24 protein-coding genes are annotated in these 25903 nt (G+C 65.0%); 14 read left to right on the top strand and 10 right to left on the bottom strand.

Annotated elements, in window-relative coordinates:
• Nucleotides 1-143 precede the first annotated feature (143 nt).
• The gene (locus IFT58_RS06350) at nucleotides 144-962 is read right to left on the bottom strand and encodes a hypothetical protein (RefSeq protein ID WP_192094218.1); all 819 of its coding nucleotides are present in this window, start codon (nucleotides 960-962) and stop codon (nucleotides 144-146) included.
• A 470-nt stretch (nucleotides 963-1432) separates the two neighbouring features.
• Here IFT58_RS06350 and IFT58_RS06345 point away from each other — a divergent pair, with 470 nt between their 5' ends.
• The 11 genes from IFT58_RS06345 (at nucleotide 1433) to IFT58_RS06295 (ending at nucleotide 11556) form a co-directional block, all read left to right on the top strand.
• The gene (locus IFT58_RS06345; protein WP_188325069.1) at nucleotides 1433-1798 is read left to right on the top strand and encodes a hypothetical protein; all 366 of its coding nucleotides are present in this window, start codon (nucleotides 1433-1435) and stop codon (nucleotides 1796-1798) included.
• Between the two features lie 32 nt (nucleotides 1799-1830).
• A complete protein-coding gene (gene atpB, locus IFT58_RS06340; protein ID WP_188325068.1) occupies nucleotides 1831-2619 on the top strand; it encodes a F0F1 ATP synthase subunit A in 789 nt (262 codons plus the stop codon).
• A 65-nt stretch (nucleotides 2620-2684) separates the two neighbouring features.
• The gene (atpE, locus tag IFT58_RS06335) at nucleotides 2685-2987 is read left to right on the top strand and encodes a F0F1 ATP synthase subunit C (RefSeq protein ID WP_188325067.1); all 303 of its coding nucleotides are present in this window, start codon (nucleotides 2685-2687) and stop codon (nucleotides 2985-2987) included.
• Nucleotides 2988-3101: 114 nt separating this feature from the next.
• Entirely contained in the window at nucleotides 3102-3572 is a 471-nt protein-coding gene (locus tag IFT58_RS06330) for a F0F1 ATP synthase subunit B (RefSeq protein WP_188325066.1), read from the top strand.
• A gap of 1 nt (nucleotide 3573) precedes the next feature.
• A complete protein-coding gene (locus IFT58_RS06325) occupies nucleotides 3574-4101 on the top strand; it encodes a F0F1 ATP synthase subunit delta (protein WP_192094217.1) in 528 nt (175 codons plus the stop codon).
• A 45-nt stretch (nucleotides 4102-4146) separates the two neighbouring features.
• Entirely contained in the window at nucleotides 4147-5694 is a 1548-nt protein-coding gene (atpA, locus tag IFT58_RS06320) for a F0F1 ATP synthase subunit alpha (RefSeq protein ID WP_188325064.1), read from the top strand.
• 58 nt (nucleotides 5695-5752) lie between these two features.
• Complete coding sequence (gene atpG / locus IFT58_RS06315; protein ID WP_188325063.1) at nucleotides 5753-6616, top strand: F0F1 ATP synthase subunit gamma; 864 nt, start codon at nucleotides 5753-5755, stop codon at nucleotides 6614-6616.
• Between the two features lie 37 nt (nucleotides 6617-6653).
• Nucleotides 6654-8060: a F0F1 ATP synthase subunit beta gene (gene atpD, locus IFT58_RS06310; RefSeq protein WP_188325062.1), complete on the top strand. Its 1407-nt coding sequence runs from the start codon at nucleotides 6654-6656 to the stop codon at nucleotides 8058-8060.
• 113 nt (nucleotides 8061-8173) lie between these two features.
• Nucleotides 8174-8596, top strand: coding sequence for a F0F1 ATP synthase subunit epsilon (locus tag IFT58_RS06305; protein WP_188325061.1), 423 nt, complete (start codon nucleotides 8174-8176; stop codon nucleotides 8594-8596).
• A gap of 262 nt (nucleotides 8597-8858) precedes the next feature.
• Nucleotides 8859-9332, top strand: a complete 474-nt coding sequence (gene aroQ / locus IFT58_RS06300) for a gamma subclass chorismate mutase AroQ (RefSeq protein WP_192094216.1) — start codon at nucleotides 8859-8861, stop codon at nucleotides 9330-9332.
• Between the two features lie 28 nt (nucleotides 9333-9360).
• Nucleotides 9361-11556: a YfhO family protein gene (locus IFT58_RS06295; protein WP_249405629.1), complete on the top strand. Its 2196-nt coding sequence runs from the start codon at nucleotides 9361-9363 to the stop codon at nucleotides 11554-11556.
• 105 nt (nucleotides 11557-11661) lie between these two features.
• On the opposite strand, the gene IFT58_RS06290 is transcribed toward IFT58_RS06295, so the two are convergent.
• A complete protein-coding gene (locus tag IFT58_RS06290; RefSeq protein WP_192094214.1) occupies nucleotides 11662-12045 on the bottom strand; it encodes a GtrA family protein in 384 nt (127 codons plus the stop codon).
• A gap of 83 nt (nucleotides 12046-12128) precedes the next feature.
• Here IFT58_RS06290 and glmU point away from each other — a divergent pair, with 83 nt between their 5' ends.
• Complete coding sequence (gene glmU / locus IFT58_RS06285) at nucleotides 12129-13493, top strand: bifunctional UDP-N-acetylglucosamine diphosphorylase/glucosamine-1-phosphate N-acetyltransferase GlmU (RefSeq protein WP_192080804.1); 1365 nt, start codon at nucleotides 12129-12131, stop codon at nucleotides 13491-13493.
• Nucleotides 13494-13716: 223 nt separating this feature from the next.
• On the opposite strand, the gene IFT58_RS06280 is transcribed toward glmU, so the two are convergent.
• From IFT58_RS06280 to IFT58_RS06255, 6 genes are all read right to left on the bottom strand, one after another.
• On the bottom strand, nucleotides 13717-15063 hold the full coding sequence (locus IFT58_RS06280) for an ATP-binding protein (protein WP_192094213.1): 1347 nt from the start codon (nucleotides 15061-15063) through the stop codon (nucleotides 13717-13719).
• A complete protein-coding gene (locus IFT58_RS06275; RefSeq protein ID WP_192080806.1) occupies nucleotides 15060-16403 on the bottom strand; it encodes a sigma-54 dependent transcriptional regulator in 1344 nt (447 codons plus the stop codon). Before IFT58_RS06275 ends, IFT58_RS06280 begins: the two co-directional genes overlap by 4 nt.
• Before the next feature lie 111 nt (nucleotides 16404-16514).
• Nucleotides 16515-17729 (bottom strand): FtsX-like permease family protein, encoded by a 1215-nt coding sequence (locus IFT58_RS06270; protein WP_192094212.1) that lies wholly within the window; start codon nucleotides 17727-17729, stop codon nucleotides 16515-16517.
• Between the two features lie 21 nt (nucleotides 17730-17750).
• Nucleotides 17751-19055: an ABC transporter permease gene (locus tag IFT58_RS06265; protein WP_192094211.1), complete on the bottom strand. Its 1305-nt coding sequence runs from the start codon at nucleotides 19053-19055 to the stop codon at nucleotides 17751-17753.
• 8 nt (nucleotides 19056-19063) lie between these two features.
• Nucleotides 19064-19780: an ABC transporter ATP-binding protein gene (locus IFT58_RS06260; RefSeq protein WP_192094210.1), complete on the bottom strand. Its 717-nt coding sequence runs from the start codon at nucleotides 19778-19780 to the stop codon at nucleotides 19064-19066.
• Between the two features lie 29 nt (nucleotides 19781-19809).
• Nucleotides 19810-21087 carry an efflux RND transporter periplasmic adaptor subunit gene (locus IFT58_RS06255; protein ID WP_192094209.1) on the bottom strand — a complete coding sequence of 426 codons (1278 nt, stop codon included), beginning with the start codon at nucleotides 21085-21087 and terminating at the stop codon, nucleotides 19810-19812.
• A 205-nt stretch (nucleotides 21088-21292) separates the two neighbouring features.
• Here IFT58_RS06255 and glmS point away from each other — a divergent pair, with 205 nt between their 5' ends.
• A complete protein-coding gene (gene glmS, locus IFT58_RS06250) occupies nucleotides 21293-23131 on the top strand; it encodes a glutamine--fructose-6-phosphate transaminase (isomerizing) (RefSeq protein ID WP_192080810.1) in 1839 nt (612 codons plus the stop codon).
• 84 nt (nucleotides 23132-23215) lie between these two features.
• Here glmS and IFT58_RS06245 read toward each other — a convergent pair whose 3' ends face one another.
• Nucleotides 23216-24337 carry an NADH:flavin oxidoreductase/NADH oxidase gene (locus tag IFT58_RS06245; protein WP_192080811.1) on the bottom strand — a complete coding sequence of 374 codons (1122 nt, stop codon included), beginning with the start codon at nucleotides 24335-24337 and terminating at the stop codon, nucleotides 23216-23218.
• Between the two features lie 506 nt (nucleotides 24338-24843).
• On the opposite strand from IFT58_RS06245, the gene IFT58_RS06240 reads away from it, so the two are divergent.
• On the top strand, nucleotides 24844-25275 hold the full coding sequence (locus IFT58_RS06240; RefSeq protein WP_188325048.1) for a CBS domain-containing protein: 432 nt from the start codon (nucleotides 24844-24846) through the stop codon (nucleotides 25273-25275).
• Nucleotides 25276-25367: 92 nt separating this feature from the next.
• Here the strand turns inward: IFT58_RS06240 and gloA are convergent, their stop codons facing one another.
• Nucleotides 25368-25886 (bottom strand): lactoylglutathione lyase, encoded by a 519-nt coding sequence (gene gloA, locus IFT58_RS06235; protein WP_192094208.1) that lies wholly within the window; start codon nucleotides 25884-25886, stop codon nucleotides 25368-25370.
• Nucleotides 25887-25903 lie beyond the last annotated feature (17 nt).

The raw sequence follows: 25903 nt of genomic DNA, 5'->3' as shown, positions 1-25903 counted from the left end.
ACGGCAATGAAGAAGGCCCCGGCACTGCCGGGGCCTTTTCGTTCAACGGTCTCCGCAGCCCCGGCAGGCGGAAAGCAGAAAGCCCCGCACAAGGCGGGGCGTCCTGGTGATTCAATGCGTTCCGGCAAGGCCGGCGCGCTGGATCAGAACGAAAGGCTGACGCCCGCGACCGGACCCTTGAACTCCTGCTTCAGGCCGATCACGCCGTCGCTGCCGCGCTGATCGACGTCCAGCTTGAACCAGTCATAGCCAGCGAAGATGCCGAACGTATCGGTCAGGCGGTACTCGACGATCGCGTTGGCGCGGCTCAGGTCGCCCTTGTAGTCGTCGAAGTTGCCCCAGCTGGTGTTGAGGTACTGGCCCTGCAGATTGATCATCCAACGATCCGCCGGATTGAAGGTCATGCGCGCGCCGACCACCGGAGCCACGCCGTTTTCCTTTTCATCCAGGAAGCGGCCGTTGTAGACGGTGCCCAGGTCCGCGAAGCCCTTGGCGCTGATCTGTGCCCACTCGGCACCGATCTGCAGGCCCAGGTCGAAGCGGTCGGTGTCGACGACGGAGTAGTCATACACCAGGGTGGCGACCTGATACTTCAGTTCGGCCTTGACGAAGCTGCCTTCCGGCACGTTGATGTCGCCGAACGCGATGCCGTCGTTCAGGGTCTCGCGACGGTCTTTGTCCCACTTGAAGTAGTCGAAGATCAGGCGCTGGCGGTCGCTGAAGCGGAACACGCCATCCACGCGCGGCTCCCATTCCTTGCCGCCCATGCCGAAATCTTCGTTCAGATTCACGTCCTGGCCGGCAATGGTGGTGCTGCCGCGGATCGTGTTATCGGTATCGATATTCATCGCACCCAGGCGCAGCGTGAAGCGGTCGTCGCCTTCAGCAGCGTGCGCGGTAGATGCGAAGCCGGCGCAGACGGCGACCAGCGAGAGAGCAAGCAGGGTGGGAGCGGAGCGCATCGGCGAAATCCTTGCAGTGGTTCAACGAAAGTTGCGCCACTATCGCTATCGCCGCGTCCACCATTCGTGAAGGTATGGTGGAGAACGCGTCAGAAAAGGCTTAATGCACAGCGCGCCAAGGGGCGCCGGCAGGCACCGATGAAGAGAAAAAAAGTCCCGCCAGGCAGTGGCGGGACTCGGTTACCGACCTGCAAACTGCGCCGACGAGGATGAGAGAGGGCAGGTCGAGGGGTTGGACCCCGGTCCGCGACCAAAGTTCAATGCTGCACTGCGACATGGCCACGACCCCCGCTGGGCCTGATTGTCCCGCCCCCGGATGGAAAAATCCCGGCCATCCCGTAACTTGCACCGATCCGGTATGAACACGCAGCGGTTGTCTCGCAAATTGTCCCATTGCTATAATTTGGCGGCTCGACGAGGCACCACGCTGCTGCCTCACGCCTTTCCACTCCAATGTGCGGGACGTCTCTGTGCTGAATTCCGTTGATCCGGGTCGGCGACTGATGCTGCGCGCCGCGGTCTATCCGCTGGCGGCAGTGATTGTCCTGGCCCTTGGCTTCCTGCTGGTGAGTCCGAAGCATGCGCTGGGCGCACTGCTGTCCGGGCTTGCGGTTTCAGCCGGTGGCTGGGTGGCGGCACGGATGGCGCTGGGGGGCGGTGTACAGGCGGCAGGCTCGGCAATGGCACGGCTGATCATCGCGGTGGTGGCCAAGTGGGCGGTGGTGTTTGGTGTGCTGATCGTTGGATTTCTGGTATTCAGGCTGCCCGCGTTGGCACTCCTGGCCGGTATCGCGGTTGGCTTGATGTTTCAGGTCCTGGCTCTGGCCAGGCGTTGATCGAATTTCTAAATAACTAAGGTTCCGGACACATGGCAGGCGAGGCGTTGACACCCACCTCCTACATCCAGCATCACCTGCACAACCTCACCGTTGGGCATGGCAGCCCGTGGGCGCTGCACCTGGATACCATCGCCACGTCGGTCCTGATGGGTCTGGTGATGGTTTTCGCTTTCTGGATGGCGACCCGCAATGCCACGGCCGGCGTGCCGGGCAAGTGGCAGGCCTTCGTGGAAATCTGCCTGGAGTTCGTTGACCGGCAGGCCAAGGACACCTACCACGGCACCAGCAAGCTGGTGACGCCGATCGCGATCACGATCTTCTTCTGGATCCTGTTGATGAATCTCATCAAGATGATCCCGGCCGATTTCATCGCCATGCCGCTGGAAGCCCTCGGTGTGCCGTACTGGAAGCCGGTCCCGACCGCTGACGTCAATGCCACCCTTGGCATGTCGATCAGCGTGTTCTTCCTGATGCTGTTCTTCGCACTGCGTTCCAAGGGCATTGGTGGATTCACCAAGGAGTTCCTGACCGCGCCGTTCGGCAAGTGGATGCTGCCGTTCAACCTGATCCTGAACATCGTCGAGTGGCTGAGCAAGCCGATTTCGCTGGCGATGCGACTGTTCGGCAACATGTTCGGCGGGGAAATCGTCTTCCTGCTGATCTGGGTGCTGGGCGGTGCAGGTATCGCCGGCATGTTCGCAGGCGCCTTCGCCGGCTTCGGCTGGATGCTGTTCCACCTGTTGGTGATTCCGCTGCAGGCTTTCATCTTCATGATGCTGTCCATCGTGTACCTGAGCCTGTCCGAAGACAGTCACTGAGTTTCGCTGCACCCTTCATCCGTTAGTTTCCATATCCCTTAGCAATCACGTTCCCGGAGAAAACCATGTACTTCGCCGTCCTGACCAATCTCGCCCAGGTCCAGAGCTCCACCGTCCTCGCCGTCGGCATCATGATCGGCCTGGCCGCGCTGGGCGCAGGCCTGGGTCTGGCCATCATGTCCGGTAAGTTCCTGGAATCGGCCGCGCGCCAGCCGGAACTGATCCCGGTGCTGCAGGTCCGTATGTTCATCACCGCCGGCCTGATCGACGCCGCGTTCATCATCTCGGTCGCCGTGGGCCTGCTGTTCGCCTTCGCCAACCCGCTGGTCGGCGAGTTCGTCTCGCGCCTGCCGGCAGTGGCTGGCTGATCCAGCCTCTGTGAAACGACCGGGCACCGCTGGTGCCTGGTATCGGATGAAGGTTCGGGGGTGCCGCCCACCGGGCGGCACTTCCACCCCGTCACCACCGACTGAGCGAATAAAATGGAAATCGGTTTTACACTCATCGCCCAGGCCCTGGCCTTTGCAGCCCTGATCTGGATCATCGCGACCAAGATCTGGCCGCCGCTGATGAATGCGATCGAAGAGCGCCAGCAGAAGATCGCTGAAGGTCTCGCCGCTGCCGATCGCAGCCAGAAAGATCTCGCCCAGGCCCAGGACAAGGTCAACGAAGCCCTGAAGGATGCACGCGGCAAGGCCAATGAAATCATTGACCAGGCCCACGCGCGCGCCAACCAGATCGTTGAAGCCGCCAAGAATGAAGCGATCGCCGAAGCCAACCGCCAGAAAGAACTGGCCCAGGCTGAAATCGACCTCGCCGCCAACCGTGCCCGCGAGGAGCTGCGCAAGCAGGTGTCCGCGCTGGCCGTAAGCGGTGCGGAGAAGCTGCTCAAGCGCGAAATCGATGCCAACGCCCACAAGGCGCTGCTCGACGAGCTGGCTTCGGAGATCTGATATGAGCCAGGCCCTCACGCTTGCCCGCCCTTACGCCCGCGCCGCCTTTGCGACCGCGCGTGACGAAGGCGCGTTCGCGCCGTGGACGGATGCGCTTGCGTTCTCCGCCCATGTCGCCGCCGACCCTCGCGTGTCGGCCCTGCTCGCCAACCCGGAGCTGGGCCGCGACGACGCCGTCGCGCTGCTCGCCCCGGACCAGCGCAGCGAGACCTTCTCGCGGTTCCTGTCCATCCTCGCCGATGCCCGCCGCTTGCCGCTGCTGCCGGAAATCGCCGGCATGTACGACCAGCTGCGCGCCGAAGCCGAACACGTGGTGAAGGCCACGGTGACCTCGGCCAACGAACTGTCGCCCGGTGAACTGGAGGCGATCAAGGCTGCGCTGCGCAAACGCTTCGGCCGCGAAGTGGATGTGTCCACCGCGGTGGATGCGTCGCTGATCGGCGGCGCCGTGATCGACGCCGGTGACGTGGTCATCGACGGTTCGCTGAAGGGCAAGCTTGCCCGTCTGCAGACCGCACTCGCTAACTGAATTCAATTAAACGTCCGGCGTTACCGCCGGCACTAGGACTCGACGATGGCAACCACGCTCAATCCCTCCGAAATCAGCGAACTGATCAAGAACCGCATCGAGAAGGTCAAGCTGGCCGCGGAATCGCGCAACGAAGGCACCGTGACCAGCGTGTCCGACGGCATCGTGCGCATCTTCGGCCTGGCCGACGTGATGCAGGGCGAAATGATCGAACTGCCCAACAACACCTTCGCCCTCGCCCTGAACCTGGAGCGCGACTCGGTCGGCGCCGTGGTGCTGGGTGATTACCAGAACCTTCGCGAAGGCGACGTGGCCAAGACCACCGGCCGCATCCTCGAAGTGCCGGTTGGTCCGGAGCTGCTCGGCCGCGTGGTGAACGCGCTGGGCGAGCCGATCGACGGCAAGGGCCCGCTGGGCACCGAACTGACCGCTCCGGTGGAGCGTGTGGCCCCGGGCGTGATCTGGCGCAAGTCGGTCGATCAGCCGGTGCAGACCGGTTACAAGTCGGTCGACTCCATGATCCCGATCGGCCGTGGCCAGCGCGAGCTGGTCATCGGTGACCGCCAGACCGGCAAGACCGCCCTGGCCATCGATGCGGTGATCAACCAGAAAGACACCGGCATCAAGTGCGTGTACGTCGCGATCGGCCAGAAGGCATCGACCGTGGCCAACATCGTGCGCAAGCTGGAAGAGAACGGCGCGCTGGCCCACACCGTGGTCGTCGCCGCCACCGCCTCTGAATCGGCTGCGATGCAGTACATCAGCGCCTACGCGGGCTGCACCATGGGCGAGTACTTCATGGATCGCGGCGAAGACGCCCTGATCGTGTACGACGATCTGTCCAAGCAGGCTGTCGCCTACCGCCAGATCTCGCTGCTGCTGAAGCGTCCGCCGGGCCGCGAAGCCTACCCGGGCGACGTGTTCTACCTGCATTCCCGCCTGCTCGAGCGCGCCGCCCGCGTGTCTGAAGAGTATGTGGAAAAGTTCACCAACGGCGCCGTGACCGGCAAGACCGGTTCGCTGACCGCACTGCCGATCATCGAAACGCAGGCCGGCGACGTATCTGCGTTCGTGCCGACCAACGTGATCTCGATCACCGACGGTCAGATCTTCCTGGAAACCGATCTGTTCAACGCCGGTATCCGTCCGGCCGTCAACGCCGGTATCTCGGTGTCGCGCGTGGGTGGTTCGGCCCAGACCAAGATCATCAAGAAGCTGTCAGGCGGCATCCGTATCTCGCTGGCCCAGTACCGTGAACTGGCTGCGTTCGCGCAGTTCGCCTCGGACCTGGACGAAGCCACGCGCAAGCAGCTGGAGCGCGGTCAGCGCGTCACCGAGCTGATGAAGCAGAAGCAGTACGCGCCGATGTCGATCGCCAACCAGGCGCTGTCGATCTACGCCGTCAACGAGGGTTACCTCGACGACGTGCCGGTCAACAAGCTGCTGGCGTTCGAAGAAGGCCTGCACGCCCATTTCGCCAACACCCAGGGCGAGCTGATCGGCAAGGTCAACGCCACCGGCGGTTGGGACAAGGACATCGAAGAGGCCTTCAAGAAGGGCATCACCGAGTTCAAGACCACCGGCAGCTGGTAACAGCGCACGTGGAGCGGGGACAGTCCCCGCTCTACCGTTGAACATACGGGAATAAGAGATGGCAAGCGGACGCGAAATCAAAACCAAGATCAAGAGCGTGCAGAACACCCGCAAGGTGACGCGCGCGCTCGAGATGGTCTCGGCCTCCAAGATCCGCAAGGCGCAGGAGCGGATGAAGACCTCGCGTCCGTACGCGCAGGCGATGAAGCAGGTGATCGGTCACCTGGCCCAGGCCAGCACCGACTACCAGCACCCGTTCCTGGCCGAGCGCGAGCAGGTCAAGCGCGTGGGCTACATCGTGATCTCGTCTGATCGCGGGCTGGCGGGTGGCCTGAACAACAACCTGTTCCGCAAGACGCTGGGCGAAGCCCGTGCGTGGCAGGAAAAGGGCGCTGAAGTCGACATGGTGACCATCGGCCAGAAGGCATCCACCTTCTTCCGCCGGATCAAGGTCAACATGGTCGGCAGCGTGACCCATCTGGGTGACGTGCCGCGGCTGGAATCGCTGATCGGCGTGATCAAGGTGATGCTTGATGCATTCACCGAGGGCAAGGTCGACCGCGTGTACCTGGTGTACAACCGCTTCGTCAACACCATGACCCAGACCGCCAGCTTCGACCAGCTTCTGCCGTTGCCGGCGGCTGAGAAGCAGGTCGCTCACCACGACTGGGACTACCTGTACGAACCCGATGCCGCGACCGTGCTGGAGCACGTGATGACGCGTTACATCGAGTCGCTGGTGTACCAGGCCGTGCTGGAGAACGTCGCTTCCGAGCATGCGGCACGCATGGTGGCGATGAAGGCGGCCAGCGACAACGCGAACAAGCTGATCGGAACCCTGCAGTTGGTCTACAACAAGGCCCGCCAGGCAGCGATCACCCAGGAAATCTCCGAAATCGTCGGCGGCGCAGCAGCAGTCTGACGCGCACGTCCAAAGCACACATTTAGAGGATGCAGCAATGAGTCAGGGCAAGATCGTTCAGATCATCGGCGCGGTCGTCGACGTCGAGTTCCCCCGTGAGTCGGTGCCGAAGGTGTATCACGCACTGAAGGTCGACAACACCGAAATCACCCTCGAAGTCCAGCAGCAGCTGGGCGACGGTGTGGTCCGCTGCATCGCCCTCGGTTCCACCGATGGCCTGAAGCGCAACCTGGTCGCCACCAACACCAACCGCGGCATCTCCGTGCCGGTCGGCGCGGGCACGCTGGGCCGCATCATGGACGTGCTGGGTCGCCCGATCGACGAAGCCGGTCCGGTCACCGCCAGCGACACGTGGGAAATCCACCGTGCCGCGCCGTCGTACGAAGACCAGTCCCCGGCCACCGAGCTGCTGGAAACCGGCATCAAGGTGATCGACCTGATGTGCCCGTTCGCCAAGGGCGGCAAGGTCGGCCTGTTCGGCGGCGCCGGCGTCGGCAAGACCGTCAACATGATGGAACTGATCAACAACATCGCCAAGGCGCACAGCGGTCTGTCCGTGTTCGCCGGCGTGGGTGAGCGTACCCGTGAGGGCAACGACTTCTACCACGAGATGAAGGACTCCAACGTCCTGGACAAGGTCGCGATGGTGTACGGCCAGATGAACGAGCCGCCGGGCAACCGTCTGCGCGTTGCGCTGACCGGCCTGACCATGGCCGAGTACTTCCGCGACGAGAAGGACGCGTCGGGCAAGGGCAAGGACGTGCTGCTGTTCGTCGACAACATCTACCGCTACACGCTGGCCGGTACCGAAGTGTCGGCACTGCTGGGCCGCATGCCGTCGGCCGTGGGCTACCAGCCCACCCTGGCCGAGGAGATGGGCGTCCTGCAGGAGCGCATCACCTCCACCAAGAACGGCTCGATCACCTCGATCCAGGCGGTCTACGTGCCGGCCGATGACTTGACCGATCCGTCGCCGGCGACCACCTTCGCCCATCTGGATTCGACCGTGACCCTGTCGCGTTCGATCGCCTCGCTGGGTATCTACCCGGCCGTGGATCCGCTGGATTCGACCAGCCGCCAGATGGATCCGCTGGTCATCGGCCACGAGCATTACGACACCGCCCAGCGCGTCCAGCAGACCTTGCAGAAGTACAAGGAACTGAAGGACATCATCGCGATCCTGGGCATGGACGAACTGTCCGAAGAAGACAAGCAGGCCGTGACCCGCGCCCGCAAGATCGAGCGCTTCTTCAGCCAGCCGTTCCACGTGGCCGAAGTGTTCACCGGCTCGCCGGGCAAGTACGTGTCGCTGAAGGACACCATCCGTGGCTTCAAGGCCATCGTCGATGGCGAGTTCGACCACCTGCCGGAGCAGGCGTTCTACATGGTCGGCAGCATCGAAGAAGCGGTCGAGAAGGCCAAGAAGATGGCCGAGAAGGCCTGATCCGGGACGGGCGGGAGCGATCCTGCCCGACCTGACACCGGCGCCGGGCACCCGCCCGCGCCGTGGCTCCTCCCCGGTGGCATCGTGCCGCCGCGAACAGTGAAGAGATTTGCATGAGCACGATCCGTTGCGACATCGTCAGCGCCGAGCAGGAAATCTTCCGGGGTGAAGCGACCCTGGTCGTGGCCACCGGTGAGCTGGGCGAGCTGGGCATCGCGCCCAAGCACGCACCGCTGATCACCCGCCTGAAGCCGGGCAAGGTCGTGGTCACCCAGGCCAATGGCGAGCAGCTGGACTTCTTCATCACCGGCGGCATCCTGGAAGTACAGCCGCAGGTGGTAACCGTGCTGGCCGATACGGCCATCCGCGCGCAGGACATCGATGAAGCCGCCGTACGCAAGGCCAAGGAAGAAGCCGAGCGCATGCTGGCCAATCGCGGCGAAGGCATGGAGATCGCCGAAGCCCAGCAGAAGCTGGCCGAAGTGACCGCCCAGCTGCAGGCGCTTGAACGCCTGCGCAAGAACTTGAAGCACTGACCGCTGCCGGGCGGCGGCGACCCGATTGGGCGCCGCGCTTGCACGCGACCGCTTCACCTGCGCCGGCCCTGTGCCGGCGTTTGTATTTTCCGTGCGTCGTCCATGATGCCGGCGCGAACTGTGCGCCGGTTCCTCGTGCTGGACACCCACGGGGTCCACCCTGTGTGCTTCTTCTTCCGGAAGGTGCGCCATGCCTGTTCTCCATTGCTGCCGGGCAGTGCTGCTCGCGACGTTGCTGCCTGCTGCCGCGCAGGCGACTCCGATGGATCGCTTCGTTGCCGTCGCCGCCGAGCGCAATGCCATCGCGCATGAGGTGGCCGCGTTCAAGTACCCCGCCGCGCGGCCGGTGGAAGATCCCATCCGCGAAGCACAGGTGCTGCAGGACAAGCGTGTCCAGGCGACCCAGCTGGGCCTGGACGCGGAGGCCGTCGTGCACTTCTACCGCCAGCTGATCGAGGCCAACAAGCTGATCCAGCATGTCGCGTTCCATCGCTATGCGGCAGGCGAGGTGCCACCGCCCGCGCCTTCGCTGGAGGCGTTGCGTCGCCTCATCGACGCGGCAGACGAAAAGCTGCTGGCGCTATGGCCCGACATCGCCCCGGAGCGCGGCCAGCCGGGCTGCACGAAGACGGTTGCCGAGGCGGTGGATCGCAGCATGCAGGAGCCCCTCGGGCATGTCGCGTTGGTGCGGGCTATGATTGATCTTTGTCGCCCCGAAACGGGCGGCGCGCGCTGACAAAGCAAGGAAAGCACGGGTGCAGCAGATGATCAGCACGACGGCGGCGACGAGCCGCTGGACCCGACTACGGCAGACGCTGGGATTCGCATGGAGCGCCCTTTGGCTGATTCTCTGCCTGCCCTGGCTGCTTGGCGTATGGACGATTCCCTTCGATGCGGTCCAGCAGTTCTTTCCGGCAGTGAGCTTCACCGCGCAGCAGCTGCTGCAGCTCGAGCTACCCTGGTGGAATCCCTACCTGCACGGTGGATACCCGCAGTTGGCCGATCCGCAGATGATGACCCTGCAGCCGACCGTGGTGCTGCCGATGCTGCTGGCACCGACGTCCTTGCACTGGTTCACGGTGGTGATCCTGCTGCATGTGCTGGTGGCGGGGATGGGGGCGTTGAAACTGGCGGCGCATCACGGCATGCAGCGCTTGCCGCAGCTGATGTTCGCTCTGGTCTTCCTGTTCGGAGGGGTCGCGGCGGCGCGCCTGCAGCACACCCCGATGATCGTCAGTTACTGCATGCTGCCCTGGCTGTGGCTGGCGCTGGACCAGCTGCGCCGCCATCTGCAGTGGCGGCATGCCGTGCTGGCCGGCGTGGTCGGCGGGCTGTGCGCGCTGCAGCTGACCCAGGTCACGTATCTGATCGTGCTCGCGTGCGCGCTTTATTCGGTGGGCGCGCTCGTCGTCGCTGATCGCCAGCGCGTGCGCCTGTTCCTTCAGTTGGCCGTGGTGGGGGCAGTGGCTGCGCTGATCAGCGCACCGCAGTGGCTGTCGACATTCGCGTGGCTGGCGCAGACCAATCGCGATGGCGTGACGCTCGACACCGCGCTGCCCGGGGCCATCCAGTGGCAGTCCCTTGCCACCCTGCTTTCAGGCAACATCTTCTCGCAGGGCCGTGGTGACAGCTGGGCATTCGGCGATATCACGACCGACTATCTCTACGTGGGTGCCGTCCCGCTGGCGGTCTGGCTGGCGTGGGGCGGCGAGGTCATTCGTCGCACGCCCACGCAGGCGCGCATCGCGTTGGCGGTCTTCGTTTTTGCGGTCCTGTTCGCCTTGGGGGGCGCGACGCCGGTGTTCCCGCTGCTGTTCGAGTGGCTGCCCGGGCTGGACCTGTTCCGTCGACCGTCCGATGCGCTGTTCCTCGCGGTGCCCGCAGCGGCATGGTTGGGTGCGTCCGCCTTGCAGGTTGCACTCGCCCATCACGGGCTGCGACCGCATTGGCCATCGGTGCTGGTGACGGGTCTGCTGGCGGTGGCCAGCGGCTGGCTGATCGTCAGCACTGGCCGGTTACCAGGGTTTGCCTGGATGGCGCTGAGTGCGGTGCTGGGGACGCTGGCCGTCCACCAGCTGCGTCGGCATCGTGCGCCCGCACGCTGGGTGCTCGGGCTGGTTCTGCTCGATCTGCTGGTGTTCAACGTCAGCACCTCATTCAACGCACGCAGTGCGACCCGTCCCGTGCTCACCGCCAGCCGCGCTGGTGCGGCGCAGAGTGCGTACCAGCTGTTGTCCGCGCAGCGCACCGCCTCCGGGCCGCAGCGTGCCCTGGTCTTCGGCATCGGTCCGTTGACGAACGGTGCGGCCGTGCACGCGCTGCCGTTGGCCAATGGCTATAACCCGCTGCTGGATGCGCGCTACCTGCGGATGGTCGGCATGCCCGGCGATCCGTTGGAGAACGTGCAGGACAAACCGGACACCCCGTGGACCGCGGACTTCAACGCGCCCCTGTATGACCTGCTGGGTGTGCGGTGGGTGCTCGCGCCGGGTGCCTTCCCCGGCTCGCGCGCCCACGATGATCAACTGCAGTATCTGCGTCGTGACAGCGTGTTGCCGCGCCTGCTCAACCCGCGCCAGGTGCGCTGGCATGAAGAGGACCTGCCGCCCGCGGCGGCCTTCAACGAGACCGACTTCGGTGCCGCGCTGTGGTTGCCGCAAGGCACGCAGCGGGGCCTCTGCCCGGAGGCCGGAGGCGGTGCGCTGCAGGTGCTGGAACAGCACCATGCGGCGAGCACGATGACGGTGCGGGTGCACGCTGACGCGCCCGCGTGGCTGGTGGTTAACGATGTGATCGCCCCGGGCTGGAGGGCGGAGATCAACGGGGAGGCGACAGACGTGCTGCGCGCCAACGGGTTGTTCCGTGCCGTCTGCGTACCCGCGGGCACGCACGAGGTGACACTACGATTCAGCCCCTTGCAGCTGTGGCGCGAGGGCCTGGCGGCGCGCCTGGGCCGGTAGCAGTCCCGTCTCGGCGTACCGGGCGGGTCTGCGCGTGGGCCTCGCCTTGGTAGCGCCGAGCCATGCTCGGCGAGCGCACCGCGCGGAGCCGGAAGCACGCTTGCTTCAGCGAAACACCAGCCAACGCATCAACAGGAACGACAGCGCCGCCAGCAGGCCTTCCACCAGCGGCTTGGCCAACCAGGCGTACTGCAGTCCCAATGCGTCGTGGGCGGCGGCGACCAGCACGGTGCTCACTGCAGTGACCGCCGCCCACAGGCCGATGAAGCGCACGAAGCGCCGCCACCCCAGCCGCTGCCTGCCCTGATCGGCGAACGTGTAACGCCCGTTGAGCCAGAAGCCCAGCAGCATGCCGCTGGCGCGACCGATGACATTGCCCGGCACCACCGGCATGCCCATTGCGGTCACCGCCACGAACACACACCAGTCCAGCAGAAGCTGGACCAGGCCGACGATGAGGTAGGAACCACCTTGGCGGAGCAGGGACATGGACACGGGATGCAGGGCGCGTGACGCATGTTAACGGGCTGCGTTCTAGAATGTCGGCACACCATTGCGGACACCGTTATTCCATGAGCCAAGCCCTGCACGTGATCATCCTGGCCGCCGGCGCGGGCAAGCGCATGAGGTCGGTATTGCCGAAGGTGCTGCAGCCGGTCGCGGGCCAGCCCATGCTGGCGCACGTGATCGCGACGGCACGCCAACTGCAGCCCGCTGCGATCCACATCGTCCACGGTCATGGCGGGGACGCCGTGCGTGCGCGGTTCGCCGACCAGCCCGACCTGTTGTGGGCGGAGCAGGCGCAGCAGCTCGGGACCGGCCATGCGGTCGCGCAGGCCATGCCGGACGTGCCTGACGCCGCGCAGGTGCTGGTGCTGTACGGCGACGTGCCGCTGATCCGTGCGCAGACCCTGCGCGACCTGCTGGCGCAGCCAGGCAGGCTGGCCGTGCTGGCAGCGGAGATGGAGAATCCCACCGGCTACGGTCGCATCGTGCGCGACGCGGAGGGCAAGGTCGGCTCCATCGTGGAGCAGAAAGATGCGAGCGAGGAGCAGCGCAGGATCCGTACGATCAACACCGGCATCATCACCGCCGAATCCACCGCCTTGCGGCGCTGGCTTTCACAGTTGTCCAACGCCAATGCGCAGGGTGAGTACTACCTCACCGACGTGTTCGCGTTCGCTGCCAATGAATACACCGCGGCCGACATGTCCCTGGTGGCTGATCCGCAGGATGCCGAAGGCGCCAATGATCCGTGGCAGCTGTCCCAGCTTGAGCGCGCCTGGCAGCAGCGTGCGGTGCGTGCGCTGTGCGAGCAGGGTGCCCGCGTGTTGGACCCGGCAAGGCTGGACATCCGCGGCGATGTGACCGTCGGCCGTGATGTGCAGATCGACGTCAACGTGATCCTCGAAGGACGCGTCGAGCTGGCCGATGGCGTGGTCATCGGACCGTTCACGCGGTTGAAGAACGTGAAGCTGGGCCCGGGTACCGAGGTACGCGCGCACTGTGACATCGAAGGCGTGGTGACCGAGGGCGCGGCGCAGATCGGACCCTTCGCACGGCTGCGTCCGGGCACCGTGCTGGCCGACGGGGCACACGTGGGGAACTTCGTGGAAACCAAGAACGTCCGCATGGGCGTAGGCAGCAAGGCCAACCATCTGACCTATCTGGGCGATGCGGTGATCGGCAGCAAGGTGAACATCGGCGCGGGCACCATCACGTGCAACTACGATGGGGTGAACAAGTCACAGACGACGATCGGTGACAACGCCTTCATCGGATCCAACAGCTCATTGGTGGCGCCCGTGCTCGTCGGCGAGGGCGCGACCATTGCCGCGGGATCGGTGATCACGCGAACCGCGCCGGACGGCCAGTTGACCGTCGCGCGCGTGCGCCAGCAGGTGGTTGAAGGCTGGCAGCGCCCGCAGAAAAAGTAGGCAGGTAGAGCCGACTTCAGTCGGCTGCAAGGCATCCCCGGTAGAGCCGACTTCAGTCGGCTGCAGGCGCACGGCAGCCGACTGAAGTCGGCTCTACCAAGCGTGAAGTCCCACGGTTCACGCCCCACGTCGATGGCCCACGGCCCACGGCCCACGTCCACGTCAAACGTCCAACGTCCACGTCCCACGTCCCACGCTCCCCCACGCCCGCAATCGCTTGCCGTCAGTTCACCGGCAACAGCAGCGACACGCACAGGCCGCCGTCCGTGCGGTTCTGCAGCGCGATACGCCCACCGTGCGCTTCGATGATCTCCCGCGTGAGCGCCAGGCCCAGCCCGGTACCGTTGCGCTTGGTCGAATAGAAGGGCATCAATGCGTTCTGCAGGACGGCCTCGTTCATGCCCTTGCCGCGGTCCAGCACGTCCAGCCGCATCCACTGCGGCAGGCGGGTCAGCTGCACACGCACGTCGTCGTTGGGGGGATCAGACTCGGCACACGCCTCGTGCGCGTTCTTCACCAGGTTCAACAACGCCTGCCCCAGCTGGGCGATGTCCACGCGGCTGTGCAGGTCGTCGGGAATTTCATCCATCTGGAAGGGGATCTGCTGCTGCAGGCTGGCCAGGAACGGTGCCCAGTGCACTGTCTGCAGCTGCGGGTGTGGCAGCTTGGCAAAGCGCGCATAGCCCCGGATGAAGCCTTCCAGGTGACGCGCCCGATCTTCGATGGTCGAGAAGATCTCCGGCAGGCGGTCGAAGCGTTCGCGCCTGACCAGTTCACCGCCGGAGTGCGCCAGCGAGGCAATGGGAGCCAATGAATTGTTGAGCTCATGGCTTATCACCCGGATCACTTTCTTCCAGGTCTGTACTTCCTGCCGCCGCAGTTCAGCGGTCAGCAGGCGGATCAGCAGCAGGTCGTGTGGTCGCCCATTGAGGTGGAATGCGCGCCGCGACAGATGGTAGATCTGCTCGTCATCTTCGTCATCACTCTCTTCCTCGCGCACGGCGAACAGGCTGTCGCCGCCGCGCGAGATGGCGTCGCGCAGCGCCAGCGGCATCTGCTCCAACAGTTCCAGCAGACGTTGGCCTTCCAGCTTGTACCCGCCGTGCAGCAGCTTGCGTGCGGCCAGGTTGGAGAACACAACACGCTGCACGCCGTCACCGCCTGCGGCAAGCAACAGCATCGCCACCGGCGTGTTCTGCACCATGGTGTCGAGCAGCAGTTCGCGCTGCACGAGTGACTGCCGCTGCTCGCGCAGTACATCCCCGAGCTCGCGGTGCGCCTGCACCAGATGGCCCAGCTCATCCTGTGCCGGCCAGTGCACGCTGAAATTGAACTCGCCGTCCTTGTAGCTGCTGACCACGCCGGACAACGCGCGCATCACCGAACGTACCGGCGCGATGGCGCGGCTGAGGCTGATCCACATCAACGACAGCAGGACGATGCCGGAGAGCAGCGCGACGGCCCAGCCGTGGTCCATCCAGTAGGCCAGCAGCCACGGCAGCGCCGCCGCCAGGGCGAGCACAGGCAGCAGGCGCAGGAACAGGCGAACGGTGAGGGAGCGCGGCTTCATTCGCGGGGGATGTCGTAGCGATCCATCCGACGGTACAACGCTTGTCGGCTCAGCCCGAGCTCCGCCGCGGCCTGCGCGATGATGCCGTGGTTGCTGGCAAGCGCGCTTTCGATGCGCTTGCGATCCGGGTCAAGCGCCGCGCTGTTGCTACGCACGTTGGCCGGTGCGCGTGGCAGGTTGAGGTCGGCCACCTCGATGCGCGGACCGGTCGCCAGCAGCTCGGCACGCTGGATCACGTTGCGCAGCTCGCGCACGTTGCCCGGCCATGCATGGCGCTGCAGGGCGCTGAGGGCTGCAGGTGACAGCGGCTTGCCATCGGTCAGGAAGTGCTCGGCAAGCGGTGCGATGTCGCCGGTCCGCTCCGCCAGCGGCGGCAACGCCAGCTCGACCGTATTGAGGCGGTAGTACAGATCTTCGCGGAAGGTGCCGTCGCGGATCATCGCGGCAAGATCCGCATTTGTCGCACTGACCACGCGCACCTTGACCTGCCGTTCGCGGTTGGAACCCAACCGCTCGAAGCGGCCGGTTTCCAGCACGCGCAGCAGCTTCATCTGGCCGCCCAATGGCAGGTTGCCGATCTCATCGAGGAACAACGTACCGCCATCGGCGGCTTCGAACTTGCCTTCGCGCGCCTTGTTGGCACCGGTGTACGCGCCGGCGTCGGCGCCGAACAGCTCTGCTTCGATCAGATCGGCGGGCAGTGCGCCGCAGTTGACGGTGACGAAGGGGCCCTTGGCCACCGGCGAATTGGCCTGGATGATCTGCGCGATCTTCTCCTTGCCTGCGCCATTGGGACCGGTGATCAGTACCGGCAACGTCGAGCGCGCCACCTGGCAGGCCAGCGCGATGACGCGCTCGCTGGCGGCATCGGCGAACACGGCGTCGCACAGCTGGTAGCGGGCCTGCAGATCGGTGCGCTGGCGTTGCTCACGCTGGCGGCGCTGGTCCAGCTCGCGGCGTGCCTCGGACAGCTCCAGCAGGTTGTTCACCGTGGTCAGCAGTTTGCGGTCATCCCAGGGCTTGGCCAGGTAGTCGGCTGCCCCTGCCTTCACCAGATCCACCGCGCTGCCCAGATGGGTCCACGCGGTCAACAGGATCACCGGCAGGTCAGGGTGCGCCTGACGGATGCGCGCGAACAGGGCTTCGCCTTCTTCGCCCGATGTCGTGTCCTCGGTGAAGTTCATGTCCTGGATGACCAGGTCCACCGGATGTTCGCGCAGCAGCGCCAGCCCCTGTTCGGGCGAGGTGGCCTGGAGGGTATCGATGTCATGCAGGGAAAACAGCACGTCCAGCGCGGTAGCCACGCTGGTGTTGTCGTCGATGATCAGGATCGCAGGCATTGAGCAGCTTCTGGTAGCGCCGAGCCGTGCTCGGCGGAACGTAGGCGCCGGCCGGGGCGCGGCGCTACGGACATCATGGCAGCAGGATATACAAGCCGCGCCAGCCGTGCCTCAGCTGCCGCGGGTGGCCACCGCCGGCGGTACCGCAGCGGCCCGCCGCGCCGGCCCGAACACCGCGATCTGTCCCAGCAGCCAAAGCAGCACGGCGCCGATGGGCAGGTAGATCAGCGGCATGCGGGGCAGCTCATAGGTATTCATCAAGGCCAGGTTGATGGCATACGCCGCCAGCATGCCGAGCACGATGCCGACCGTGGCCAGCAGGAAGTTCTCGGTCTGGAAGTAGCGCAGGATCTGCCCGCGGGTCGCTCCCAGCGCACGGCGGATGCCGATCTGCTTGCTGCGCTGCTGCACCCAGAAGCTGGCCAGGCCGACGATGCCCAATGCGGTCACCACCAGCAGGGCAACGCAGACGGTGATCAACAAGCCGACCATGGCGCGATCGTTCTTGAAGAAGTCGTTGCGCTGGTCCTCATAGGTCAGTTTCTCGCGGACCAGGCGGTTGGGATCATTGCGTTCCAACGCGGCCAGCGCGCCTTTCAGCACCTCATCGCGACGCTCCGGGGCGGACCGCAGCAGGTAGACGCCTTCGGTGAAGTCGGTCCGCAGCGGCATGATGAGCGACATCGTCGTGTTGTCGCCCCAGCCGGTGGGTGTGGCCAGATTCTGCACGATGCCGACCACGTTGAGTGGCTGGTCGCCGGAATAGAACGTCTTGCCCAATGCCGTCTGTCCCGGCGACAGGCCGTCAGCGGCCGTCTGGGTGATGATCACCGGAACCGCCTTGCCCGCGCCTTCGCCGCTCTGCGCTTTCTCGCGGTCCACGTACTCACTGGGCAGGAAGTCGCGTCCGGCGACCAGGTTCAGTCCGAGCGTCGACAGGGCTCCTTCGTTGAAGCTGTACATGGCAGCGTGGATCGTGGGGCGCTCCTGTTCCGGCGTACGCGAGATACCGCTGTTGGACGAGCTGTTGCGGAACGGCAACTGGTTGGCGCGCGATACCTGGGTGACCCCGGGGACGGCGCGCAGGGCGGCGATGTCCTCGCGCGTGCGGGCCATGGCATCGGTCTGTTTGCCGATGCCACTGACCCGCACCACGATCAGCTCTTTTTCGGCCACGCCGCTGGGTTGGCTGATCTTCTCGATGCGCTGGCTGACCAGGAACAACGCGTTGCAGACGATGGCGCAGGTCAGGGCGACTTCGAGCACGATCAGCGAGGCGGCCGTCTTGTGTCGGCGCAGGGTGCTGAGGATGGGGCGGATGTCCATGCAGGTTCCTTGGTCTCGTGCTTACTGCGATTTGAGCTGGATGGCGGGGGTGACCTGCATGGCGCGCCACGCCGGCAACAGGCCGGCGGCGAGGCTGGCGAACAGGGTCAGGCCGAGTGCAAGCAGCAGCATGGTGCCGTCCAGATGAGCGAGCTTTGCGTACTCCACGGGTTGCTGGCGCACGGCATACAGCCCGGCCAACGCAAGCAGGATGCCGAGCAGGCCACCGGCCACGCCCACCGCGCCCGCCTCCACCACGCACTGCAGGAAGATCTGCCCGCGGCTGGCGCCAAGCGCGCGGCGCACGCCGATTTCACCGCTACGGCGCAGGAACTTGGCCAGCAGCAGGCCGACCGTGTTGATCAGGCACACCACCAGGAAGCCCAGCGCCAGCCACAGCTGCAGCCGTACGTCACTGGGAACGGCCTTCTTGAAATCCAGCCATTCCATCACCGAGGACAGCTTGACGTTGGCCGGGCGCTGGAAGCGGCCGGCGGCGCGCTGCTGGTCCGAATAGTTCAACAGATACTGCCGGTAGTCATCGACCTTGGCCGGATCCAGTTCCACCCAATACTGCAGCCACGTACACGGTGCATTGAGGTCCGAGCTGCTGCCGCTGGGCGACCCTTCGCCGAAGCAGCTCATGTTGCCGCTGCTGCCCAGTTTCAACTCGACGGACGTGGAGAACGGCAGCAGCACGTCTTCTTCGTTGCCGTAGGCGCCGGTGGACAGATCGAAGAACCGCGGCTCGGGCTGCCATTCTTTCAGTACGCCGACCACGCGCATCGAATGCCCGCTGACGTTCACTTCGCGGCCCACGCTGTTGGCCCCGTTGAACAGCTTGTCGTTGAGCGCCTTGGACAGAACCGCGACGCGGCTGCGGCCTTCATCGTCGGTGGCCGTCCACCCATTGCCATACTGGAAGGGCACATCGAACATCGGGAAGAAATCGGCCGAGGTGTAACGCGAGTCCAGCGAGAACGGCTTCAGCGTACTGCTCTGCGGCACGATGGTCGCGCCGCCGGCGGTCATCACCGCCTGATGGATCCCTTTCTTGTCGCGCAACAGCGCTTCGGCATCGAACCGGGTCATCTGCTCTTCGGGCTCTTCACCGGGCACGAAGCCGGCACGCGGACGTGGGTCGACCTGCACGTAGAACAGGCGGTCGCTCTTGCCGGGAATGGGGTCGCCGGACAGCACATGGAATACGGTGAGGGTGGTCATCGAGGCGCCGATGCCGAGCGCGATGGCGACCACCATCAGGGCGGTCAACACCTTGTTGCGTCGGAAGCTGCGCAGGGCCAGCCGGGTGTAGTAGGCGAACATGGCAGACCTCACTCGTTGACCGCGGCCACGCGCCGGGCGGTGGCCAGGACCGGTTCGCGCAGCAGGTCGGTGACCTGGCCGTCGACGATATGCACGTTGCGCTGCGCGCGCGCAGCCAGCTCTGGATCATGGGTGACCATGACGATGGTGGTGCCGGCGGCGTTGATTTCCTCCAGCAGTTCCATCACCCCACGGGCCATCTGGCTGTCCAGGTTGCCGGTGGGTTCGTCAGCCAGCAGCAGGCGCGGGCTGCCCGCCAGGGCGCGGGCAATGGCGGCGCGTTGCTGCTGGCCACCGGACAATTCGTTGGGATAGTGCTTCATGCGCGAACCCAGGCCGACCTGGCCGAGTGCTTTCTCGATGCGCTCGCGGCGCTCGGTCGAGGACATGCCGCGGTAACGCAGTGGCACGTCCACGTTGTCGAACAGGTTGAGGTCGGGGATCAGGTTGAACCCCTGGAAGATGAAGCCGATCTTCTGGTTGCGCAGGCGGCTGCGTGCATCATCACCCAGCTGGCTGACGTCCTGGCCGTCCAGCAGATAGGTGCCGCTGGTGAAGGTCTCCAGCAGGCCGGCGATGTTGAGGAAGGTCGTCTTGCCTGACCCCGACGGACCGGTGACGGCGACGAACTCCCCCTCGTTGACCTTCAGATCCAGCGAACGCAGGGCATGGGTTTCCACCTGTTCGGTACGGAACACTTTGGCGACAGCGCGCATCTCAAGCATGGTTCTCTCCAGGATTCGTAGGGGATGGATCAGTTGATGGAAACGCGCTCGGCGTCCTTGAACAGGTCGCTGCCGGCGACCACGATGCGATCACCCGGCTGCACGCCGGACAGGATCTCCACTTCGCCCAGGCTGCTCACGCCCAGTTCCACGGGGCGGCGCACGGCGGTGCTGCCCTCCATCACGTAGGCGTGTCCGCTGCTTTGCTCGACGAAGGGGCCGCGCTCTACTTTCAGTACGTTTTTGCGGGTGTCCAGCAGAACCCGCACCGACATCCGCTGGCTCTGGCGCAGGCCGGCCGGTTGCTTGTCGGCAAAACGCACGCGCGCGTTGACCTCACCGCTGACCACTTCGGGCGAGACGGCGGATATTTCGCCGGGGAAGGGTTCGCCGCTGCCGCTGGTCAACTGGGCGGGCATGCCGATCGCCAGGTCGCGTGCGAAGCTCTCCGGCACCTTGATCTCGATCTCGAAGTTGGACAGATCGACCACGCCCAGCACCGGTGCGTTGGCGATCAGGTTGGTGTGCTGCACGGCCTGCACTTGGCCGACCTGGCCATCGAAGGGCGCCCGCAGGGTCAGCGCATCCACCTGCCGTTTCACTTCCGATACCACCGCACGCTGGCGGTCGGCCAGCAGGCGCTTGTTGCGTGCGTCCAGGTCCGCGCCCTGGCCCTGCAGGCTGGCATCGGTCTGCGCGTTGAGCAGGCTGATATCGGCCTTCTTCAGGCTGTCCTGCGCGCGGGCCAGGTCGATCTGTGGCACCGCGCCGCCATCGAAGCCGCGCTGGTAGCGCTGCAGGTCGCGCTCTGCAGCCACCTTTTCGATACCCGCCTGGTCGGTGTCCTTGCGGGACTTGGCACGGGTCAGCGTGGCATCGAGTGCGGCACGGCTGGACTCCGCTTCCAGGCCCGCCAGGGTGGCCTCTTCCTGGGCAAGCTTGCTGCGCAGTTCGGGGCTGTCGATCACAGCCAGCTCCTGGCCCTGCTTGACCACGTCGCCGGCCACCACTTTCAGGTTCACCGTACCGGCGGAGATGGCGTACAGGATCGGGCTGTTGGCCGCGATCACCCGACCTTCGGCGGCGATGTCGCGCACCAGGTCGCCCCGCTGTACTTCCGCCACGCGCACGCGGCTGCTGTCGAAGGAACGACTGGCGTTGAGCCATCCGTGCACCGCGAAACCGATCCCGGCCAGCACCAGGACGGCGGCCAGTGCCGGCCAGCGGTAGCGGCGCACCAGCGCGGCGCGGCCGCTTGTCGCACGGGTGGAAACAATCTGGTCCTGGGCGGAAGTGTCGCGGATCATCGAAGGGCCTGGGTGGTCGGTCTGCCTTCAGGGAAGCAGAGAGCGTGCCAACTGTTCAGTCCTTTTGGATCAGGGAGTTACGCTTCGTGCCGCGGTGTCCGCCTGTCCGCGGACACCGGGCCGGACACTTTCGTTAAGCGGACACACAGAGGCGCAGGGAGAGCCACGCTAGAATGCGGAGCTCAACACCAAAGGATGTGCGTCTATGTGCGGGATCGTGGGTGCGATTGCGGGTCGCGATGTGGTGCCTGTCCTCATCGAAGGACTGAAGCGACTGGAATACCGCGGCTACGATTCATCCGGCATCGCGGTGCTGCAGCAGGGTGAGCAGCCGGATATCCGCCGCGTGCGCCGGACCGGTCGCGTTTCGGAGATGGCCACCGCTGCCGATGCAGAGGGCTTCAGCAGCGTGCTGGGCATCGGCCATACCCGTTGGGCCACCCACGGCGGCGTGACCGAAGCCAATGCGCATCCGCATATCAGCGAGGGCGTGGCGCTGGTGCACAACGGCATCATCGAAAACCACGAAGAGCAGCGTGAAAAGCTGCGTGCGCTCGGCTATGTATTCGAGTCGCAGACCGATACCGAAGTCATCGCCCACCTGATGCACCACCACCTGAAGGGCGGCGACAGCCTGCTGTCCGCGCTGCAGCGCACGGTGAAGGAACTGACCGGTGCCTATGCGCTGGCGGTGATGAGCCGTGCCGAGCCCGATCACTTTGTCTGCGCACGCATGGGCTGCCCCCTGCTGGTCGGCATCGGCGACGGCGAGAACTTCGTTGCCTCGGACGTGTCGGCGATCATCTCGTCCACGCGGCGGGTGATCTTCCTGGAAGAGGGCGACACCGCCGACGTACGGCGCGACGGCGTGCAGGTGTATGGCCACGACGATGCCCCCGTGCAGCGCGATGTCCACCTGTCTGACGTGTCGCTGGCCTCGCTGGAACTCGGCCCGTACCGTCACTTCATGCAGAAGGAAATCCACGAGCAACCGCGCGCGCTGGGTGACACCATCGAAGCGGCGATCGACGCCGGTGGCTTCCCGGTGGAACTGTTCGGAAAGAACGCTCAGGCGGTGCTGTCGGGCATCACCGGCGTACAGATCCTGGCATGTGGCACCAGCTATTACGCCGGCCTGACCGCGCGCTACTGGATCGAATCCATCTCCGGACTGCCGTGCAGCGTGGAGATTGCCAGCGAGTACCGCTACCGCGCGGCGTATGCCAATCCCAAGCACCTGATCGTGACGATTTCGCAGTCCGGCGAAACGCTGGATACGATGGAAGCGTTGAAATACGCCAAGTCGCTTGGCCACCTGCATACGCTGTCGATCTGCAATGTCCCGGAAAGCGCGATCCCGCGCGCCAGCGAACTGGTCTGTTACACCCGTGCCGGTGCGGAAATCGGCGTGGCGTCGACCAAAGCGTTTACGACCCAGCTGGCGGCGCTGTTCCAGCTGACCGTGGTGCTGGGCAAGCTGCAGGGTCGCGTGGATGCGGCACAGGAATCGGAGTATCTCGAGCAGCTGCGCTTCCTGCCCGGCAGCGTGCAGCATGCGCTGAACATGGAGCCGCAGATCGCTGCATGGGCCGAACGCTTCGCGCGCAAGAGCAGTGCGTTGTTCCTGGGCCGTGGGTTGCATTACCCGATCGCGCTGGAAGGCGCGCTCAAGCTGAAGGAAATCACGTACATCCACGCCGAGGCCTACCCGGCCGGCGAGCTCAAGCACGGTCCGTTGGCGCTGGTGGACGAAGACATGCCGGTGGTGGTGATCGCACCCAACGACAGCCTGCTGGAGAAGGTCAAATCCAACATGCAGGAAGTGCGCGCGCGCGGCGGTGAGCTGTTCGTGTTTGCCGACCAGGACAGCAATTTCGTCGAATCCGAAGGCGTGCACGTGATCCGCACGCCGCGCCATGCCGGCGTGCTCAGCCCGATCGTGCACACGATCCCGGTGCAGCTGCTCGCGTACCACACCGCCCTGGCCCGCGGCACCGACGTGGACAAGCCGCGCAACCTGGCCAAGAGCGTGACCGTCGAATAAAAAAGGGGACGGAGGGGATTAAGTCGTTTTCGGCCTCTAGGCCGAAAACGACTTAATCCCCTCCGTCCCCTTTTTGTCGTTCGCTTACTGGGCCGAGGCGCGGCCTGGGCCGCGGTAGCGCGCCAGCCAATGGGCGTACGGGGCGGGAAGGGTGGTCCAGGCCGGGTTCTCGACGCCCAGCTCCTGCGCCAGCTGGTACGGGTAGTGCGGGTTGGCCAGGTGCGCGCGACCGATCATCACCAGGTCGCTCTGCTGCTTCTGCACGATGTCTTCGGCCGCTTCGGCGCCATCCACGCACCAGCCCACGGCCACTGCGATGCCGGCTTCATCGCGCACGCGCTGGGCAATCGGCGCCAGGAAGGACGGCGTGCCCCACGGCACCACGCCGGTCGGGATGACGAAGTTGATGCTGACGTTGAGCAGGTCCAGCCCGCGTTCGCGCATCTGCCGTACCAGTTCAATGGATTCGGCGACGGTCTCTTCATCGCGGCCGTCATACTCGATGACGCCCAAGCGCGCGGTCAGCGGCAGGTCGGCCGGCCACACCGCGCGTACGGCAGCGACCGTTTCCAGCAGGAAGCGGGCCCGGTTGTCGAAGTTGCCACCGTACTGGTCATCGCGCTGGTTGCTGTAGGCGGAGAAGAAACTCTGCGCCAGGTAGCCGTGCGCGAAATGCAGTTCCAGCCATTTGAAGCCCGCATCGCGTGCCCGTTCGGCGGCCGATACGAAGTCCGCCTGTACGCGCTTGATGTCGTCCAGGGTCATTTCCTGCGGCAGCTTGGACAGCCCGCCACCGAAAGCGATTGCCGACGGCGCCAGGGTCGGCCAGCCGCGCGCATCGTCCTCGGCCATATGGTCGTCACCTTCCCACGGCAGGTTGGCGCTGGCCTTGCGTCCGGCATGGCCGATCTGGATGCCCGGTACCGCGCCGGTCTCGGCGATGGCGGCGGCGATCGGGGCCAGTGCGTCAGCCTGGGCGTCATTCCACAGGCCAAGGCAGCCGGGGGTGATGCGACCTTCTGCGGACACGCCGGTCGCTTCCACGATGACCAGGCCGGCACCGCCACGGGCCAGCCCCGTGTAATGCGCCAAATGCCATGCGTTGGGCACGCCATCGACGGCGGAGTACTGGCACATCGGCGGTACCGCGATGCGATTGCGCAGGGTCACGCCTTTCAGCTGGAACGGAGAGAACAGTCGGGACATGGAAAAAATCCGGGGGAGGAGGGGGAGCAACGGCATCACGTACCGTGCGCTGCCCAGACAATGGGGGCCGGCGGGGGTGTAAACCATGGCGCTGCAGCAGGCGGAGGCAGGACGCTGCATGTCATCGGTGCAGGCACCAGCCGGGTCGAGCCACACGCGTCACGCGGTCCACTGCGCGCGAACTGGGACAGAACAGCACCGTTCTGTCCGCATGGCGGCAGCGGACGACCAATCTTGAGTGCACGTCACCGCCGATATTCAGCGGCGGTTTCACCCGCGGTGCCATTCTCTGGATTGTTGGCAAGTCTCCACGACATACAGTCCTATCCAAGCCGATAGTGACCGATGGTCGCAGTCGTAGAATCGAGCTGGCCGGGGTGTGGGTCGCGTCGTTGAACCTGCCTCGTTCGCGTTGCACCAGACGTGCGCTGCAAGGTCCGGTCCCGCGGTGGGGCGCACCGGCAGAGCACATTTTTTGAATCAGTGAACTGCAACAGGAAACAAGAATGAACGTTCGCGAGCTTCTGCAATCCAAGAAAGAAACGGTCATCACCATCGATATGGAAGACACCATCGGTGCAGCCGCGCACAAGATGAGTGCGAACAAGATCGCTGCCCTGGTGGTGATGAAGGACGGTGTACCGGTCGGCATCATTTCCGAGAAAGACATCGTGCGCTGCGTCGCCGATGATGGTCCGCAGGCCGGCCGTCGGGTGATCTCGAGTGTGCCGTCCACCGGCCTGGAAGGCATCGCCCCCGAGGCGACCCTGAAGCAGGCCATGTCGCTGATGACGTACTCGCGTCGTCGCCACCTGATGGTCACTGATGGCACGACGCTGGTAGGCATCCTCAGCCTGGGTGACATCGTCAAGAATCTGCTGGGTGAGCTGGAGCTCGAGAAAGCCGTACTGCAGGACATCTACCTGGCGGCGCACTGACGTCACAAAAAAAAGGGGACGGAGGGGATTAAGTCGTTTCTGGCACCGCTATGCCAGAAACGACTTAATCCCCTCCGTCCCCTTTTTCGGGGTCAGGCGTTGGAGATGATTTCGACCCAGTAGCCGTCAGGGTCCTTGATGAACGCCAGGTGCTTCATGCGGCCGTCTTCCAGACGCTTCTGGTAGGGCACCTGCAGGGCGTCGAAGCGCTGGCAGGCCGCCTGGATGTCCGGCACCGATACGCAGATGTGACCGAAGCCACGCGGGTCGCTGTTGCCATCGTGGTAGACCGGGCCGGATTGGGTCTCGGTACCGTGGTTATGGGTCAGCTCCAGTACGCCGGACAGGCCAGCCATCCACAGGCGGCGGGCCGCGTCGTCTTCCGGAACCGCCGTGTCGGCGGGCAGCAGGGCCAGGAAGTACAGGCTGAACTGCGCTTCGGCGAAGTCGCGCTTGTCGAGCAGTTGGTAGCCCAGTACACGGGTATAGAAATCCAACGATGCCGTGGCGTCCTTCACCCGCAGCATCGTGTGGTTGAAGACGAAGCCGGCTGTTTCTGCCGGAGGCTGGGCGGCGACGCCGGGAACAGTGCGCAGGGTAGCGAGGGTCATGGGGACTCCTTATCAAG

It is taken from the genome of Stenotrophomonas sp. CFBP 13718 (assembly GCF_014842145.1).
Taxonomy (GTDB): Bacteria; Pseudomonadota; Gammaproteobacteria; order Xanthomonadales; family Xanthomonadaceae; genus Stenotrophomonas.
This window is presented reverse-complemented; position numbering and strand designations above follow the sequence as displayed.

Excerpts from the sequence above, each read along its gene's own strand:
- IFT58_RS06350 (WP_192094218.1), bottom strand. The coding sequence starts at position 962 with ATGCGCTCCGCTCCCACCCTGCTTGCTCTCTCGCTGGTCGCCGTCTGC.
- atpB (WP_188325068.1), top strand. The coding sequence starts at position 1,831 with ATGGCAGGCGAGGCGTTGACACCCACCTCCTACATCCAGCATCACCTG.
- atpE (WP_188325067.1), top strand. The coding sequence starts at position 2,685 with ATGTACTTCGCCGTCCTGACCAATCTCGCCCAGGTCCAGAGCTCCACC.
- IFT58_RS06330 (WP_188325066.1), top strand. The coding sequence starts at position 3,102 with ATGGAAATCGGTTTTACACTCATCGCCCAGGCCCTGGCCTTTGCAGCC.
- IFT58_RS06325 (WP_192094217.1), top strand. The coding sequence starts at position 3,574 with ATGAGCCAGGCCCTCACGCTTGCCCGCCCTTACGCCCGCGCCGCCTTT.
- atpA (WP_188325064.1), top strand. The coding sequence starts at position 4,147 with ATGGCAACCACGCTCAATCCCTCCGAAATCAGCGAACTGATCAAGAAC.
- atpG (WP_188325063.1), top strand. The coding sequence starts at position 5,753 with ATGGCAAGCGGACGCGAAATCAAAACCAAGATCAAGAGCGTGCAGAAC.
- atpD (WP_188325062.1), top strand. The coding sequence starts at position 6,654 with ATGAGTCAGGGCAAGATCGTTCAGATCATCGGCGCGGTCGTCGACGTC.
- IFT58_RS06305 (WP_188325061.1), top strand. The coding sequence starts at position 8,174 with ATGAGCACGATCCGTTGCGACATCGTCAGCGCCGAGCAGGAAATCTTC.
- aroQ (WP_192094216.1), top strand. The coding sequence starts at position 8,859 with ATGGATCGCTTCGTTGCCGTCGCCGCCGAGCGCAATGCCATCGCGCAT.
- IFT58_RS06295 (WP_249405629.1), top strand. The coding sequence starts at position 9,361 with ATGATCAGCACGACGGCGGCGACGAGCCGCTGGACCCGACTACGGCAG.
- IFT58_RS06290 (WP_192094214.1), bottom strand. The coding sequence starts at position 12,045 with ATGTCCCTGCTCCGCCAAGGTGGTTCCTACCTCATCGTCGGCCTGGTC.
- glmU (WP_192080804.1), top strand. The coding sequence starts at position 12,129 with ATGAGCCAAGCCCTGCACGTGATCATCCTGGCCGCCGGCGCGGGCAAG.
- IFT58_RS06280 (WP_192094213.1), bottom strand. The coding sequence starts at position 15,063 with ATGAAGCCGCGCTCCCTCACCGTTCGCCTGTTCCTGCGCCTGCTGCCT.
- IFT58_RS06275 (WP_192080806.1), bottom strand. The coding sequence starts at position 16,403 with ATGCCTGCGATCCTGATCATCGACGACAACACCAGCGTGGCTACCGCG.
- IFT58_RS06270 (WP_192094212.1), bottom strand. The coding sequence starts at position 17,729 with ATGGACATCCGCCCCATCCTCAGCACCCTGCGCCGACACAAGACGGCC.
- IFT58_RS06265 (WP_192094211.1), bottom strand. The coding sequence starts at position 19,055 with ATGTTCGCCTACTACACCCGGCTGGCCCTGCGCAGCTTCCGACGCAAC.
- IFT58_RS06260 (WP_192094210.1), bottom strand. The coding sequence starts at position 19,780 with ATGCTTGAGATGCGCGCTGTCGCCAAAGTGTTCCGTACCGAACAGGTG.
- IFT58_RS06255 (WP_192094209.1), bottom strand. The coding sequence starts at position 21,087 with ATGATCCGCGACACTTCCGCCCAGGACCAGATTGTTTCCACCCGTGCG.
- glmS (WP_192080810.1), top strand. The coding sequence starts at position 21,293 with ATGTGCGGGATCGTGGGTGCGATTGCGGGTCGCGATGTGGTGCCTGTC.
- IFT58_RS06245 (WP_192080811.1), bottom strand. The coding sequence starts at position 24,337 with ATGTCCCGACTGTTCTCTCCGTTCCAGCTGAAAGGCGTGACCCTGCGC.
- IFT58_RS06240 (WP_188325048.1), top strand. The coding sequence starts at position 24,844 with ATGAACGTTCGCGAGCTTCTGCAATCCAAGAAAGAAACGGTCATCACC.
- gloA (WP_192094208.1), bottom strand. The coding sequence starts at position 25,886 with ATGACCCTCGCTACCCTGCGCACTGTTCCCGGCGTCGCCGCCCAGCCT.